This window comes from Streptomyces sp. NPDC025793, from assembly GCF_055558375.1.
In genome coordinates this window covers 605182-620366 of the sequence record NZ_JBVHMR010000002.1, presented here as the reverse complement: position 1 = coordinate 620366, position 15185 = coordinate 605182, and the positions used below count along the sequence as shown (strand labels likewise).

Genomic DNA, 15185 nt, shown 5'->3' with positions numbered 1-15185 from the left:
TACAAAACAAGACGGCCACACAGCAGGACGGCCGGGCCGGACGGCCGCACGAGCGGGGTGGCCGGACCGGGCCCGACGCCTGCGGCACGTCAGACCTTTGAGGGAGAACGCGATGAGCGCACCCGACGGCAGCCCGGTCGGCGCCGAACGCAGCGTCGGCCAGCTGTTCGCCTCGGCGACGGCCGAGATGTCGGCGCTGGTGCACGACGAGATCGCGCTGGCCAAGGCCCAGCTGAAGCAGGACGTGAAGCGCGGCGCGGTCAGCGGCGGCGCCTTCACGATGGCGGCCGTGGTGCTGGTCTTCTCCCTGCCGATGCTCAACTTCGCCCTCGCGTACGGCATCCGGACCTGGAGCCACTGGAACCTGGCGATCTGCTTCGTGCTGTCCTTCGCGGCCAACGTGTTCGTCGCGATCCTGCTCGGGCTCATCGGCCTGGCGTTCGCGAAGAAGGCCAAGAAGAGCCAGGGCCCGCAGAAGGTGGTCGCCTCGGTGAAGGAGACGGCGGGCGTCCTGCACAACGCCAAGCCGCACCCGCGCGCCGAGCTGCCCGAGGACCGTGCCCCCGCCGCCATCGAAGCTGTGGCACGCTCGTCGTCATGACCGACCCCGCCCCCTCCGCCGTACGGATCGACGTCCCCCACGGGAAAAAGGTGAGTCACAGGGACGTCGCCGCCAACGGCGCGCGCTTCCACATCGCCGAGCTCGGCGACGGCCCTCTGGTGCTGCTGCTGCACGGCTTCCCGCAGTTCTGGTGGACGTGGCGGCACCAGCTGGTGGCGCTCGCGGACGCGGGCTACCGAGCGGTGGCGATGGACCTGCGGGGCGTCGGCGGCAGCGACCGCACGCCCCGCGGGTACGACCCCGCCAACCTGGCGCTGGACGTCACCGGCGTGATCCGCTCGCTCGGCGAGCCCGACGCGGCGCTGGTCGGCCACGACCTGGGCGGCTATCTGGCGTGGACGGCGGCGGCGATGCGGCCCAAGCTCGTCCGCCGGCTGGCCGTGGTGTCGATGCCCCATCCGCGGCGCTGGCGCGCGGCGATGCTGCGCGACGCCCGGCAGACGGCCGCCAGCTCCTACATCTGGGGCTTCCAGCGGCCGTGGATCCCGGAGCGTCAACTCACCGCGAACGACGGTGAACTGGTGGGGCGGCTGATCCGGGAGTGGTCCGGGCCGCGCCCGCCGGAGGACGAGGCGGTGGAGACGTACCGGCGGGCGATGTGCATCCCGTCGACCGCGCACTGCTCGATCGAGCCGTACCGCTGGCTGGTCCGCTCGCTGGCCCGCCCGGACGGCATCCAGTTCAACCGCCGGATGAAACGACCCGTTCGGGTGCCCACCCTGCATCTGCACGGCTCACTCGACCCGGTGACCCGCACCCGCAGCTCGGCCGGCTCCGGCGAGTACGTCGAAGCCCCGTACCGCTGGCGGCTGTTCGACGGTCTCGGCCACTTCCCCCACGAGGAGGACCCGGTGGCCTTCTCCACGGAACTCGTCAACTGGCTGAAGGACCCCGAGCCCGACCGGTGAAGACCGCGGCCCGACCGGTGACGGCATGCCGGTGACGGTACGCCAGTGACCGTACGGTGACAGGTCCGGTGCGTGGAGTATCCGGTTCCTGAACACTTGTCCCTCGAACGGCCACATGCCTGCCGCATAGGCCAATTGGGGGGCGCGGAGGCGGTTATCGACCTTCTGGCGGGGCACACGTCGGGGTATGGGCTGGACGCACGACAGTGACGCACCCCGCAACCGCCGCTCGGCCGCCGGTCCGAGCACGCCTCAGCGAGGCGCCCCGCAACTCGCGGAAGCGGACCTGCGCGTAGGGATCCCGCGCATCCTGCGCCGCCGGGCCCGCTGGGTCTCGGTACGCCTTCGCCACCCGCGCGGCTGACCCCTCGGGCACCTCTCGGCGCACCTCTCGCCGAGGCGCACCGGGGCTCACAGGGCGCAGCTGTCCGTCCCCACCTCTTCGGTCGCCGTGCGGCCCCGGTCGGCGTCGGAGCGGATCTCGTCCGCCGTGAGGGCGTAGCCGGTCTCGGCGTCGTCGAGGGACTTGGCGAACACCACGCCGTACACCCGGCCGTCGGGGGTGAGCAGCGGGCCGCCCGAGTTTCCCTGGCGGACGGTCGTGTACAGCGAGTAGACGTCGCGGCTGACCGTGCCCCGGTGGTAGATGTCCGGGCCGTTGGCCGTGATGCGCCCGCGCACGCGCGCGGCGCGCACGTCGTACGAGCCGTTCTCGGGGAAGCCCGCGACGATCGCGCCCTCGCCGCCGGACGCCTCCTGGCCGGAGAACCGCAGCGCGGTCGCCCTCAGGTCCGGTACGTCGAGTACCGCGATGTCGCGCTTCCAGTCGTACAGGACGACCTTGGCGTCGTACTTGCGGCCCTCGCCGCCGATCTGCACGGTCGGCGCGTCGACCCCGCCGACCACGTGGGCGTTGGTCATGACGCGGCGGTCGGCGAAGACGAAGCCGGTGCCCTCCAGGACCTTGCCGCAGCTCTGCGCGGTGCCGGTGACCTTGACGATGGAGCGCTCGGCCCGGGTGGCGACCGGGCTGCCGGCGAGGGCCGGGTCGGGCGGCCGGACGTCGTTGATCGGCTCGTTGGCGAACGGGCTGAAGACCTGCGGGAAGCCGTTCTGCGCGAGGACGGAGGAGAAGTCCGCGAACCAGGTGTTCGCCTGCGCGGGCAGCGCCCGGGAGACGCCGAGCAGCACCTTGGAGCTGCGCACCTCCTTGCCGAACGTCGGCAGCGTCGTACCGGCGAGGGCGGAACCGATCACCCAGGCGACCAGCAGCATCGCGACGACGTTGACGAGCGCGCCGCCGGTGGCGTCCAGGGCGCGGGCCGGGGACCAGGTGATGTGCCGGCGCAGCTTGTTGCCGAGGTGGGTGGTCAGGGCCTGGCCGACGGAGGCGCAGACGATGATGACGACCACGGCGACCACGGCCGCGGTGGTGCCGACGTTCGCCTTGTCGGTCACGGCGTCCCAGATGACGGGCAGCGCGTACACGGCGGCGGCACCGCCCCCGAGGAAGCCGATCACCGACAGGATGCCGACGACGAAGCCCTGGCGGTAGCCCACGATCGCGAACCACACGGCCGCGAGCAGCAACAGGATGTCCAGCACATTCACGGACGACACCCTGTCATGACCGCCAGTCGAGCGGGACCCGCTTCTCTCTGTCCCAGGCGCGCTCCCAGCCCGCGTAGTGCAGCAGACGGTCGATCACGCCGGCCGTGAAGCCCCACACGAGGGCCGATTCGACCAGAAATGCCGGGCCTCGGTGCCCGCTGGGGTGGACGGCGGTGGCGCGGTTGGCGGGGTCCGTGAGATCCGCCACGGGGACCGTGAAGACCCGTGCCGTCTCGTTCGGGTCGACGACGCCGACCGGGCTGGGCTCGCGCCACCAGCCGAGCACGGGCGTGACGACGAAGCCGCTGACCGGGATGTAGAGCGCGGGCAGCACGCCGAAGAGCTGGACGCCGGACGGGTCGAGGCCGGTCTCCTCCTCGGCCTCGCGCAGCGCGGCTCTGAGCGGCCCGTCGGCGCGCGGATCGCCGTCCTCGGGGTCGAGCGCGCCGCCCGGGAAGGACGGCTGCCCGGCGTGCGAACGCAGCGAGCCGGCGCGCTCCATGAGCAGCAGCTCGGGCCCTCCCTCGCCCTCGCCGAACAGGACCAGCACGGCGGACTGCCGCCCCGAGCCGTTCTCCGGCGGCAGGAAGCGGCTCAGCTGGAGCGGCTCGACCGTCTCGGCCGCCTTCACCACCGGCGCCAGCCAGTCCGGCAGTCCGTCCTTGCTGAGCGTCACCGCACCGCCCCGCGCCTCACCAGCCGTCGTCATCGCCACCCCCTCGCCCCTGCCCGGTACAACGCCCGAGGGCCCCGAGATCGTTCCGCCACGCGGCGGGATCGCTCCGTCACGCGGCCCCCAGCGGCGGGGCCGGCCGCCCGCCCGCGTCGAGGTACGCCTGCGGAGGGTTGAGGCGCTGGCCGGGGAAGCCGCCCTTCTCGTACTTCAGCAGCTTCTTCGCCTTCTCCGGATCGGTCTCGCCCTCGCCGTAGGCCGGGCAGAGCGGGGCGATCGGGCAGGCGCCGCAGGCGGGCTTGCGGGCGTGGCAGATCCGGCGGCCGTGCCAGATCACGTGGTGGGACAGATCGGTCCAGTCGCTCTTCGGGAAGAGCGCGCCGACCTCGGCCTCGATCTTGTCCGGGTCGGTCTCCTCGGTCCACCGCCAGCGCCGTACGAGCCGCTGGAAGTGGGTGTCGACGGTGATCCCGGGCCGCCCGAAAGCGTTGCCGAGCACGACGAACGCGGTCTTGCGGCCGACTCCGGGCAGTGTGACGAGGTCTTCGAGGCGTCCGGGCACCTCGCCGCCGAAGTCCTCGGCGAGGGCCTTGGAAAGGCCTATGACCGACCGGGTCTTGGCCCGGAAGAACCCGCAGGGGCGCAGGATCTCCTCGACCTCCTCCGGGTTCGCGGCGGCGAGGTCCTCGGGGGTCGGGTACGCGGCGAAGAGCGCCGGGGTCGTCTGGTTGACGCGCAGGTCGGTGGTCTGGGCGGACAGGACCGTGGCGACGAGCAGCTGGAAGGGGTTCTCGAAGTCCAGCTCCGGGTGGGCGTACGGGTACACCTCGGCCAGCTCGCGGTTGATGCGGCGGGCGCGGCGGACCAGGGCCGTGCGGGACTCCTCCTTGGTGACGGGCTTTACAGGGATGACCTTTTTGACCGTTTTTCCGGTTTTCTTGCTGCCGCCGGAGCTCTGTTCGCCCACAGCGGAATCACGACGTACAACCACCCGCTATGCCCCCTTGGCCTGTGCTCTCACCGGTGATTTGGACACCCGGCCAGCCTAGAGCCCGCCACCGACATCCGCCCCGGACCCGGAAGATCGGCCCCCGATTGGACCCCTGACGCTTACCCGGGCACACCTGTGCGGCATCCTTGTGACAGATCACACTGTTTGGACCGTCCGGCAAAATGGGGAGCACGGTCCCCTGGTACACGGGGGAGCAAGATCCCCTGAGCAGGTCGACAAGGGAGAGAACTCGTGGACGACGTTCTGCGGCGCAACCCGCTCTTCGCGGCGCTCGACGACGAGCAGGCCGCGGAGCTCCGCGCCTCCATGAGTGAGGTGACCCTCGCGCGCGGTGACTCGCTGTTCCACGAGGGCGACCCGGGCGACCGGCTGTACGTCGTCACCGAGGGCAAGGTCAAGCTGCACCGCACCTCCCCCGACGGCCGGGAGAACATGCTCGCCGTCGTCGGCCCCGGTGAGCTGATCGGCGAGCTGTCGCTGTTCGACCCGGGCCCCCGTACGGCCACGGCGACCGCGCTGACCGAGGTCAAGCTGCTCGGCCTCGGCCACGGCGACCTCCAGCCCTGGCTGAACGCCCGCCCCGAGGTGGCCGGCGCCCTGCTGCGCGCCGTCGCGCGCCGACTGCGCAAGACCAACGACGCCATGTCGGACCTGGTCTTCTCCGACGTCCCCGGCCGCGTGGCCCGCGCCCTGCTGGACCTCTCGCGCCGCTTCGGCGTGCAGTCCGAGGAAGGCATCCACGTCGTCCACGACCTCACGCAGGAGGAGCTGGCCCAGCTGGTCGGCGCCTCGCGCGAGACCGTGAACAAGGCCCTGGCGGACTTCGCCCAGCGCGGCTGGCTCCGCCTGGAGGCGCGGGCCGTGATCCTGCTGGACGTGGAGCGGCTCGCCAAGCGCTCCCGGTAGGTCTCGTGGGTGTCGGGTGCCGGACAGGCGGTGTTCACCGTCCGGTACCCGAAAATCAGCTGCCCCGGACAGGGACGCGCGCGACAGTGGCCGCATGGCTGAAACGATCCGTCGTCCCCGTCTCGACGCCCTGCGTCCCGGCCTCGACGACCTGGGCTTCATCGCGCGCGAAGGCTCCCTCGCGCGCGTGCCCGGCGCCTTCCGCCCGGTCGTGGCCGTCGCGCGCGACCGGGTGCTGGACCTCTTCGGCACGCGCCTGCACAGCGCGTACCTCTACGGGTCGATCCCGCGCGGCACCGCGCGCGTGGGGCGCAGCGACCTGGACCTGCTCATCGCCCTGCGGGACGAGCCCGGCGAGGCCGACCGGGCGGCCGTACGGGCGCTCGGCGAGGCCGTCGACAAGGAGTTCCCGCAGATCGACGGGGTCGGCACGCTGCTGTACGGCCGGGACCGGCTGCTGAGCGAGCTGGAGCGGTACGACCTGGGCTGGTTCGTGGCCTGTCTGTGCACCCCGCTGCTCGGCGACGACCTCGCCGAGTACCTGCCGCGTTACCGGCCCGACTCCCTGCTCGCCCGCGAGACCAACGGCGACCTGGCCCGGTGGCTGCCCCGCTGGCGGGAGCGGATCGCGGGCGCCGAGGACACCGAGGAGGCCCGGCGCCCCCTCGTGCGCTTCATCTCCCGCCACCTCGTGCGCACCGCCTTCACCCTCGTCATGCCCCGCTGGAACGGCTGGACCAGCGACCTGCGCGAGATGGCCGACGCGTTCGGCGGCTACTACCCACAGCGCGCCGCGCAGCTGCGCACGGCGGCGGACTACGGCTGCGAACCCGTCGGCGACCCCGAGGTGCTGCGCACGTACGTGGACGACCTCGGCCCCTGGCTCGCCGCCGAGTACACGCGCGTGCACGGCGTCAAGGCACCCCGGCCCGACTAGCTCGGGCCGGGGACAGGACTAGATCAGGCCGTGTTCGGTCAGGTAGTCCAGCTGGGCCCGCACCGACAGTTCCGCCGCCGGCCACAGGGAGCGGTCCACGTCGGCGTAGACGTGGGCGACGACCTCGGCCGGGGTGCGGTAGCCGTCCTCCACCGCCGTCTCCACCTGGGCGAGCCGGTGGGCGCGGTGGGCGAGGTAGAACTCGACGGCGCCCTGGGCGTCCTCCAGGACCGGCCCGTGGCCCGGCAGGACCGTGTGGACGCCGTCGTCCACCGTCAGGGAGCGCAGTCGGCGCAGGGAGTCCAGATAGTCGCCCAGGCGGCCGTCGGGGTGCGCCACGACGGTCGTACCGCGCCCGAGGACGGTGTCGCCGGTCAGGACCGCCCGGTCGGCCGGGAGATGGAAGCTCAGCGAGTCCGCGGTGTGCCCGGGGGTCGGGACGACCCTCAGCTCCAGGCCGCCGACGGTGATCACGTCCCCGGCGCCCAGGCCCTCGTCGCCGAGGCGCAGCGCCGGGTCGAGGGCACGCACGCGCGTGCCGGTCAGTTCCGCGAACCGGGCCGCGCCCTCGGCGTGGTCCGGGTGGCCGTGCGTGAGCAGGGTCAGGGCTATGCGCCGGCCGGCCTGCTCGGCGGTGTCGGCCACCGCGCGCAGATGACCGTCGTCCAGCGGGCCCGGGTCGATCACCACGGCCAGGTCGGAGCCGGGCTCGGCGACGATCCAGGTGTTGGTGCCGTCCAGGGTCATCGCGGAGGCGTTGGGCGCGAGGACGTTGACGGCCCGTTCGGTGGCGGGGCCGGAGAGCACCGCGCCCCGGGGCTGGCCCGGCAGCGTGCTTGCGTCGGTCATGCGGGGCCTCCTCCGGGCGGACCGGGGGTCGTCGGGACGTGCTTGGTGAACTCCTCGTGCCCCGGCCAGGACAGGACGATCTCGCCGCCCAGCAGACGCGCCGTCGCCATCACCGGCGTCATGTCGCGCGCGGGGGCCGCGCCCAGCGCCTCGGCGGCGGTGCCGTACGGCAGCAGCTGGCGCAGGGTGGCGATGGTGGGCGGCATCATCAGCAGCTCGCCCTTGTCGTAGCCGACGGCGGCCTCCTCGGGGCGGATCCACACCGCGCGGTCGGCCTCCGTGGAGGCGTTCCGGGTGCGCTGCCCCTGCGGGAGGACGGCCACGAAGAACCAGGTGTCGTAGCGGCGGGACTCGAACTCCGGGGTGATCCAGCGGGTCCAGGCGCCCAGCAGGTCCGAGCGCAGCACCAGAGAGCGCCGGTCGAGGAACTCGGCGAAGGACAGCTCGCGCGCGACCAGCGCGGCCCGGTCCGCCTCCCAGTCCTCCCCGGTGGTGTCGCCGACGACCGAGTCCCCGTCAGGCCCCGCGAGCAGGACGCCCGCCTCCTCGTAGGTCTCGCGCACGGCCGCGCACACGATCGCCTGGGCGCCCGCCTCGTCGACACCGAGCCGCGTCGCCCACCACGCGCGCGTGGGGCCCGCCCAGCGCACCTGACGGTCGTCGTCGCGCGGGTCGACACCGCCCCCGGGATACGCGTACGCGCCTCCGGCGAAGGCCATGGAGGCGCGTCTGCGCAGCATGTGGACGACCGGACCGGCCCCGGTGTCTCTCAGGAGCAGCACCGTGGCCGCGCGCCGGGGGGACACCGGGGTGAGGGTGCCGTCCGCGAGCGCGCGGATGCGGTCCGGCCACTCCGGGGGGTACCACTGACCGTTCGCCATGGCCGGAGGCTATCCCGTGTAGGGCGAATGTTCGAGAGGTACCCGAGGTCAGCGGGCCTACGGAAGCAGCTCGACCTGGATCTCGACCTCGACCGGCGCGTCCAGCGGGAGCACCGCGACGCCGACCGCGCTGCGCGCGTGCACGCCCTTCTCGCCGAGCACCTCGCCGAGCAGTTCGCTCGCGCCGTTGACGACACCGGGCTGCCCGGTGAAGTCGGACGCGGAGGCGACGAACCCGACGACCTTCACCACGCGCGCGATGCGGTCGAGGTCACCGGCGACGGACTTCACGGCCGCCAGCGCGTTCAGCGCGCACACGCGGGCGAGGTCCTTGGCCTCCTCCGCCGTCACCTCGGCGCCCACCTTGCCGGTGACCGGCAGCTTGCCCTCGACCAGCGGCAGCTGGCCCGCGGTGTACACGTACACGCCGGTCCGCACGGCCGGCTGGTACGCGGCCAGCGGCGGTACGACGTCCGGCAGGGTCAGGCCCAGTGCGGCCAGCTTGGCCTCGACCGCGCTCATGCCTGCTTCACCCGCTTCAGGTAGGCCACGAGCTGCTCGGGGTTGGGCCCGGGCACGACCTGGACGAGCTCCCAGCCGTCCTCGCCCCAGGTGTCCAGAATCTGCTTCGTGGCATGGACGAGCAGTGGCACGGTTGCGTATTCCCACTTGGTCATGGGGCCGACTGTAGCCGCTGTGCCGGGAGGGGCCGTGACCTGCGTTATCCACAGCCTCTCGCGTGAGTGTCGGCCGGACTGGTTAGTCTCGAAGGCGTGAGCAGGCTCCAGGTCGTCAGCGGCAAGGGCGGGACCGGAAAGACGACGGTCGCCGCCGCACTCGCGCTGGCCCTCGCGACCGAGGGGAAGCGGACGCTTCTCGTGGAGGTCGAGGGCCGGCAGGGCATCGCCCAGCTCTTCGAGACGGAGGCGTTGCCGTACGAGGAGCGGAAGATCGCGGTCGCTCCGGGCGGCGGGGAGGTGTACGCGCTCGCGATCGATCCGGAACTGGCCCTGCTGGACTACCTCCAGATGTTCTACAAGCTGGGTGGAGCCGGCCGGGCCCTGAAGAAGCTCGGCGCCATCGACTTCGCCACCACCGTCGCGCCGGGCATCCGGGACGTCCTGCTGACCGGCAAGGCGTGCGAGGCGGTGCGCCGCAAGGACAAGAGCGGGAGGTTCGCGTACGACTACGTCGTCATGGACGCCCCGCCGACAGGCCGCGTCACCCGCTTCCTGAACGTCAACGACGAGGTGGCGGGCCTCGCGAAGATCGGCCCGATACACAATCAGGCGCAGGCCGTGATGCGGGTGCTGAAGTCCCCGGAGACGGCCGTGCACCTGGTGGCGCTGCTGGAGGAGATGCCGGTCCAGGAGACCGCCGACGGCATCGCCGAACTCCGCGCGGCCCGGCTCCCGGTGGGCCGCGTCATCGTGAACATGGTCCGGCCCGAGGTGCTGGACGCGGCCGACCTGGAACTCGTACGGACCGTGGGACGTTCTTCCGTCGCACAGGCCCTCTCGGCCGCGGGGCTCGGCGGGGCCCGGCGCGGCGGTCACGCAGAGAAACTGGTGGACCCGCTGCTGCGGCAGGCGTCGGAGTACGCCGAGCGGTACGCGCTGGAGCAGGAGCAGCGCGCGGTCCTCGGCGAGCTGGGCCTGCCGCTGGGCGAACTGCCGCTGCTGGCCGAGGGCGTGGACCTGGCGGGGCTGTACGAACTCGCCACCGAGCTGCGGAAGCAGGGGTTGTCATGAGTGCGGACCCGGCCGAGGCCCCCGAGACGGCTCCCGAGGCGCACGAGACCGCCGAGGGGCCCGACAGGGCCCACCGTCTCGCCCCCGCGCGCGTGCTGGACGTCGACCCGCTGCTCGACGACCCCAAGACCCGGATCGTGGTGTGCTGCGGCTCGGGCGGCGTCGGCAAGACGACGACCGCGGCGGCGCTCGGCCTGCGGGCCGCCGAGCGGGGCCGCAAGGTCGTCGTGCTGACCATCGACCCGGCCCGCCGGCTGGCCCAGTCGATGGGCATCGACTCCCTCGACAACGTCCCGCGCCGGGTCAAGGGCACCGAGGGCGACGGCGAACTGCACGCCATGATGCTCGACATGAAGCGCACCTTCGACGAGGTCGTGGAGGCGCACGCGGACCCCGAGCGGGCGGCCGCGATCCTGTCCAACCCCTTCTACCAGTCACTCTCGGCGGGCTTCGCGGGCACGCAGGAGTACATGGCGATGGAGAAGCTGGGCCAGCTGCGCGCGAAGGACGAGTGGGACCTGATCGTGGTCGACACCCCGCCGTCCCGCTCCGCGCTGGACTTCCTGGACGCGCCCAAGCGGCTCGGCTCCTTCCTGGACGGCCGCCTCATCCGCCTGCTGACGGCCCCGGCCAAGCTGGGCGGCCGCGCGGGCATGGCCTTCCTCAACGTCGGCATGTCGATGATGACCGGCACGCTCGGCAAGCTGCTGGGCGGTCAACTGCTGAAGGACGTCCAGACGTTCGTGGCCGCGATGGACACCACCTTCGGCGGGTTCCGCACGCGCGCGGACGCCACGTACAAACTGCTCCAGGCGCCCGGTACGGCGTTCCTGGTGGTCGCGGCGCCGGAGCGGGACGCGCTGCGCGAGGCGGCGTACTTCGTGGAGCGGCTGGCAGCGGAGCGGATGCCGCTGGTCGGCCTCGTGCTCAACCGCGTCCACGCGAGCGGGGCCGACGGGCTGTCGGCCGAGCGGGCGCTCGCCGCCGCGGAAAATCTTGAGGACCCCCGCATTGTCGATCAGGGGGGCGGGAAAGCTGGACTTCGTAACTCTCCCGACACGTACGGCAGTTCACAATCTCCCGCATCATCTCCCGCGCCCGAGGCCGCGAGCGGCACCCCTGCTCCCGAAGAAGGCTCCCCCGCCGACGCGGAGCGCCCCGTCGACCGGCTCACCGCGGGTCTGCTGAGACTGCACGCCGATCGCATGCAGCTGCTCGCGCGCGAGCGGCGCACGCGTGGCCGTTTCACCGCCCGTCACCCCGAGGTGGCGGTCGTCGAAGTACCCGCGCTGCCCGGCGACGTCCACGACCTCACGGGCCTGCGCGACATCGGCACCCGGCTGGCGGCGGGTGCGCAGGGCGCCGAGGGTGAGCGGTGAGGGAGCCCGCGACAGGGGTCGTACACGAGCGGACACGTACACGCACAGGCAGATGAGCACATACGGATGATGTGGCGTGGCCGCTGGACACCCGGCGAGACCGCGGGCCGTGTCCGCGGACGCGCGGGACCACACGTCAGCCACGCGAAGCGTCTCTCACGGCGAGGCGGGCCGCAGGCCGATCGCGGCGTCCCCAGGTCCAGGCCCGATCGGCGCTTGCCGGCCCTATGCCTCGTGACCTTCCGGCCCCGTAGCCCTGTAGCCCCCTGGCCCTACAGCCCCCTGGCAGTGGCCATGGCCGTGGCCGCGGTCCGACGCTGTTCCTCCGGGCGTGTGCCGGAGGGACATGTCCTCAGCTGACGGCCGCGTAGTGCTCGTACACCTCGTCGCTGTCGAGGGGCACGATTCCGGTGCCGCGCTCATACTCCGAGCGGGCCGTCTCCAGCAGCCTGCGCCACGACGTCACCGTGGGCCGCCGGCGCAGCAGTGCGCGGCGTTCCCGCTCCGTCATGCCTCCCCACACGCCGAATTCGACGCGGTTGTCCAGCGCGTCGGCCAGGCATTCGGTGCGTACCGGACATCCGGTGCACACCGCCTTGGCCCTGTTCTGCGCTGCTCCTTGAACGAACAGTTCATCCGGATCGGTAGTGCGGCAGGCAGCCTGCGCACTCCAGTCGGTTACCCAGCCCATACCGGCGCCGTCCTCTCCCGAATCGAGGCTCCCCCACGGCGGCAGCGGCATATTCACCGCCGCCAGTTGAGGACGTTACGGAAGGTGGGGACAGTGCAACACCCCCTTCGGGCCCAATCTTGAATGGCCCGAACGGACTATGGGTAAGCGGCAGATCACCCGCGGGAGTGAGCTGGCGACATACGCGACTCTCCCGGCAAACCGGGACAGCTGCGGTGCGCTACATCGGGCACCAGATGACACACGAGGCGGATTCGGACACGTGCCCCTCAGAGAACCGGGCACGCCCCCGTGGAAGAACCGGGTTACGACCGGAACGATTCGGGGTCGCCGGACGTATTGATACGTGACCGCACTGCTGTGACAGTTGAGAGCAGCTTAGGCCAAGGCCTGCGCGCGTGTCCGGCGATTGAGAAGGTAGACGTCTCGCTTTGCCGTGCCGTGACGCGGGCGCTCCATCGGAACGCTCAGAAGTACGGATTAGGCTGCCCTCATGCCAAAGAAGCGCTCGGGCGGTGGTCTGTCGCCAACACAGCAGGCCGCCAAGTTCCTCGGTGTCAGTGTGCTCGCCGGAGCCGTGATGGCGGGCATCGCACTGCCCGCGGCCGGCGCGCTCGGCCTCGTGGCCAAGGGGTCGGTACAGAGCTTCGACGAGATCCCGGCCAACCTCAAGAGCCCCCAGCTGAGCCAGCGCACGACGATCCTGGACAACCGGGGGAACCAGATCGCGTCGGTCTACTCCCGCGACCGCACGGTGGTCGACCTCAAGGACATCTCGCCGTACATGCAGAAGGCGATCGTCGCGATCGAGGACTCGCGCTTCTACCAGCACGGCGCGATCGACCTGAAGGGCGTGCTGCGCGCGCTGAACAAGAACGCGCAGAGCGGCGGGGTCGCCCAGGGCGCCTCCACGCTCACCCAGCAACTGGTGAAGAACTACTTCATCGAGGAGGCCGGCGACGACCCGACGAAGGTCGCCGAGGCCACCCAGCAGACCATCGGCCGCAAGATCCGCGAGCTGAAGTACGCGATCCAGATCGAGGACCAGCTCGGCAAGAAGAAGATCCTCGAGAACTACCTGAACATCACCTTCTTCGGCGAACAGGCCTACGGCGTCGAGGCCGCCTCCGAGCGGTACTTCTCCAAGCACGCCAAGGACCTGAGCCTCCAGGAGTCGGCGCTGCTCGCGGGCATCGTACAGTCCCCGAGCCGCTACGACCCGGGCAACGACGAGGCGGAGGCCACCAAGCGCCGCAACACCGTCCTCCAGCGCATGGCCGAGGTCGGCGACATCTCCCAGAAGGAGGCCGACCAGGCCAAGGAGGAGCCGCTCGGGCTGCACCCGAGCCAGCCGAAGAACGGCTGCATCACCGCGGTCCGCGGCGCCGGCTTCTTCTGCGACTACGTGCGCGACGTCGTCCTGACCGACCCGTCCTTCGGCAAGACCAAGGAGGCCCGCGCGAAGCTGTGGAACCAGGGCGGTCTGACGATCCGTACGACGCTCGACCCGCAGGCCCAGGACTCCGTACAGGCGTCCGTCAGGAACCACGTCTACCAGACCGACCCGGTGGCCACGGCCGCCACCATCGTCGAGCCCGGGACCGGCAAGATCCTGGCGATGGGCCAGTCCCGCCCGTACGGCTTCGGCAAGAACGAGACGCAGATCAACCTGTCCGTCAACCAGGGCATGGGCGGCGGCGCCGGCTATCAGCCCGGTTCGACGTTCAAGCCGATCGTCGCGGCGGCCGCGATCGAGGGCGGCAAGCCCCCGACGCAGCAGTACTCGTCGCCGTACGAGATGCCGTACCCGAGCCCCGTGCAGGCGTGCGACGGCAAGGTCTGGCGCACCGACCCGAACAACCCGGACAAGCTCACGAACGAGAACAAGTCGGAGCACGGCCCGATGGGCATGAAGGAAGCGACCGCCAAGTCGGTCAACACCTACTACGTGCAGCTGATCAGCGACATCGGCATCTGCCCGGTGACGCAGATGGCGCAGAAGATGGGCGTGGCCCGCGCCGACGGCCGCAAGATCGACCAGGCCCCCTCGATCGCGCTCGGCACCCAGGAGATGTCCCCGCTGACGATGGCGAGCGCGTACGCCACCTTCGCCTCGCGCGGGACGTACTGCACCCCGGTCGCCATCATGTCGATCACCCAGAAGGTCGGCAGCGAGGTGAAGTCGCTGCCGGTGCCGAAGACGGCCTGCTCGCGCGCGATGTCCCAGAAGACCGCGGACACGGTCAGCACGCTCCTCAAGGGCGTGGTCGAGGACGGCACCGGCCAGGAGGCCGGCCTCGGCGACCGCCCGAGCGCGGGCAAGACGGGTACGACGGACCAGCGCTACGCGGCCTGGTTCGTCGGCTACACCCCGAACATGGCGGGCGCGGTCTGGGTCGGCGACCCGGCCCACAAGCGCCAGATGACCAACATCACCATCGGCGGCGTCCCGTACGACAAGGTCTACGGCGGCCAGGTGCCCGGCCCGATCTGGCGCGACATGATGACCGGCGCGCTGGCGGGCAAGCCCGCCCCGGACTTCAACCTGATCGACATCCCCGACGACAACAAGGGCAAGGGGGACGGTCAGGGAAAAGGCCAAGGGGGGGCCAACGGGGGCAGGAACGGGGGCAGCACGGGGGGAATCGGCGGCCTGATCGGCGGACTGACAAACGGCGGCACGGCTGACGGCGGCACCACGGGCGCCACGACCGGCGGCCCCGTCCCCGCCCCGACCTTCTCCCTCCCCGGCGGCTTCATCCAGGGCCAGGGCAACGGCGGGAACAACGGAACCGGGAACGGCGGCGTCTGGCCCTAGGCGGGCCGTGACCGGCAGGTACGTGCACGCGTACGGCGGCGGGGCCGCACCCCGCGGGCCAAGGGGCGCCGCCCCCCCGCCGAACGCGGTCCCGCGGGCCTTCGGCCCCCGGGCCAACGGGCGGCACAGCCCTCGAGAACGGCCCGC

Annotated in this window: 15 protein-coding genes; 7 read left to right on the top strand and 8 right to left on the bottom strand. The window is 71.7% G+C overall.

All coding sequences use genetic code 11. From position 1 onward, the window contains the following. Positions 1 to 112: 112 nt before the first annotated feature. Positions 113 to 601, top strand: coding sequence for a phage holin family protein (locus ACZ4MF_RS06695; RefSeq protein WP_467490413.1), 489 nt, complete (start codon positions 113 to 115; stop codon positions 599 to 601). Next, positions 598 to 1530 (top strand): alpha/beta fold hydrolase, encoded by a 933-nt coding sequence (locus tag ACZ4MF_RS06690; RefSeq protein ID WP_356029361.1) that lies wholly within the window; start codon positions 598 to 600, stop codon positions 1528 to 1530. The genes ACZ4MF_RS06695 and ACZ4MF_RS06690 overlap by 4 nt, the downstream gene beginning before the upstream one ends. A 411-nt stretch (positions 1531 to 1941) precedes the next feature. Here the strand turns inward: ACZ4MF_RS06690 and ACZ4MF_RS06685 are convergent, their stop codons facing one another. The 3 genes from ACZ4MF_RS06685 to nth all read right to left on the bottom strand — a co-directional run bounded on the left by ACZ4MF_RS06685 (position 1942) and on the right by nth (position 4724). Further along, positions 1942 to 3141 carry a MarP family serine protease gene (locus tag ACZ4MF_RS06685; protein WP_467490411.1) on the bottom strand — a complete coding sequence of 400 codons (1200 nt, stop codon included), beginning with the start codon at positions 3139 to 3141 and terminating at the stop codon, positions 1942 to 1944. Between the two features lie 13 nt (positions 3142 to 3154). Then, positions 3155 to 3850: an NUDIX hydrolase gene (locus ACZ4MF_RS06680; protein WP_467490409.1), complete on the bottom strand. Its 696-nt coding sequence runs from the start codon at positions 3848 to 3850 to the stop codon at positions 3155 to 3157. Between the two features lie 76 nt (positions 3851 to 3926). Further along, complete coding sequence (gene nth / locus ACZ4MF_RS06675; protein WP_467490688.1) at positions 3927 to 4724, bottom strand: endonuclease III; 798 nt, start codon at positions 4722 to 4724, stop codon at positions 3927 to 3929. Between the two features lie 333 nt (positions 4725 to 5057). Between nth and ACZ4MF_RS06670 the strand changes: the two genes are divergently transcribed. Next, the gene (locus ACZ4MF_RS06670) at positions 5058 to 5732 is read left to right on the top strand and encodes a Crp/Fnr family transcriptional regulator (RefSeq protein ID WP_014674022.1); all 675 of its coding nucleotides are present in this window, start codon (positions 5058 to 5060) and stop codon (positions 5730 to 5732) included. A gap of 94 nt (positions 5733 to 5826) precedes the next feature. Then, the gene (locus ACZ4MF_RS06665) at positions 5827 to 6669 is read left to right on the top strand and encodes a nucleotidyltransferase domain-containing protein (RefSeq protein WP_467490407.1); all 843 of its coding nucleotides are present in this window, start codon (positions 5827 to 5829) and stop codon (positions 6667 to 6669) included. A gap of 18 nt (positions 6670 to 6687) precedes the next feature. On the opposite strand, the gene ACZ4MF_RS06660 is transcribed toward ACZ4MF_RS06665, so the two are convergent. From ACZ4MF_RS06660 to ACZ4MF_RS06645, 4 genes are read right to left on the bottom strand one after another with little or no spacing between them, the layout of a single operon-like run. Then, positions 6688 to 7518, bottom strand: a complete 831-nt coding sequence (locus ACZ4MF_RS06660; RefSeq protein WP_356029371.1) for an MBL fold metallo-hydrolase — start codon at positions 7516 to 7518, stop codon at positions 6688 to 6690. After that, the gene (locus ACZ4MF_RS06655; RefSeq protein ID WP_467490405.1) at positions 7515 to 8399 is read right to left on the bottom strand and encodes an NUDIX hydrolase; all 885 of its coding nucleotides are present in this window, start codon (positions 8397 to 8399) and stop codon (positions 7515 to 7517) included. The genes ACZ4MF_RS06660 and ACZ4MF_RS06655 overlap by 4 nt, the downstream gene beginning before the upstream one ends. A gap of 57 nt (positions 8400 to 8456) precedes the next feature. Further along, positions 8457 to 8921 (bottom strand): RidA family protein, encoded by a 465-nt coding sequence (locus ACZ4MF_RS06650; RefSeq protein ID WP_356029376.1) that lies wholly within the window; start codon positions 8919 to 8921, stop codon positions 8457 to 8459. Beyond that, entirely contained in the window at positions 8918 to 9076 is a 159-nt protein-coding gene (locus tag ACZ4MF_RS06645) for a DUF4177 domain-containing protein (protein ID WP_356029377.1), read from the bottom strand. Before ACZ4MF_RS06645 ends, ACZ4MF_RS06650 begins: the two co-directional genes overlap by 4 nt. 96 nt (positions 9077 to 9172) lie before the next feature. On the opposite strand from ACZ4MF_RS06645, the gene bagA reads away from it, so the two are divergent. Both bagA and bagB read left to right on the top strand, forming a co-directional pair. After that, positions 9173 to 10150 (top strand): ATPase BagA, encoded by a 978-nt coding sequence (gene bagA, locus ACZ4MF_RS06640; RefSeq protein WP_467490403.1) that lies wholly within the window; start codon positions 9173 to 9175, stop codon positions 10148 to 10150. Continuing rightward, positions 10147 to 11529, top strand: coding sequence for an ATPase BagB (bagB, locus tag ACZ4MF_RS06635; RefSeq protein ID WP_467490401.1), 1383 nt, complete (start codon positions 10147 to 10149; stop codon positions 11527 to 11529). The genes bagA and bagB overlap by 4 nt, the downstream gene beginning before the upstream one ends. A gap of 352 nt (positions 11530 to 11881) precedes the next feature. Here bagB and wblA read toward each other — a convergent pair whose 3' ends face one another. Further along, positions 11882 to 12220 carry a transcriptional regulator WblA gene (wblA, locus tag ACZ4MF_RS06630; protein ID WP_067046754.1) on the bottom strand — a complete coding sequence of 113 codons (339 nt, stop codon included), beginning with the start codon at positions 12218 to 12220 and terminating at the stop codon, positions 11882 to 11884. Between the two features lie 493 nt (positions 12221 to 12713). On the opposite strand from wblA, the gene ACZ4MF_RS06625 reads away from it, so the two are divergent. Beyond that, positions 12714 to 15038, top strand: coding sequence for a transglycosylase domain-containing protein (locus ACZ4MF_RS06625; protein ID WP_467490399.1), 2325 nt, complete (start codon positions 12714 to 12716; stop codon positions 15036 to 15038). Positions 15039 to 15185 lie beyond the last annotated feature (147 nt).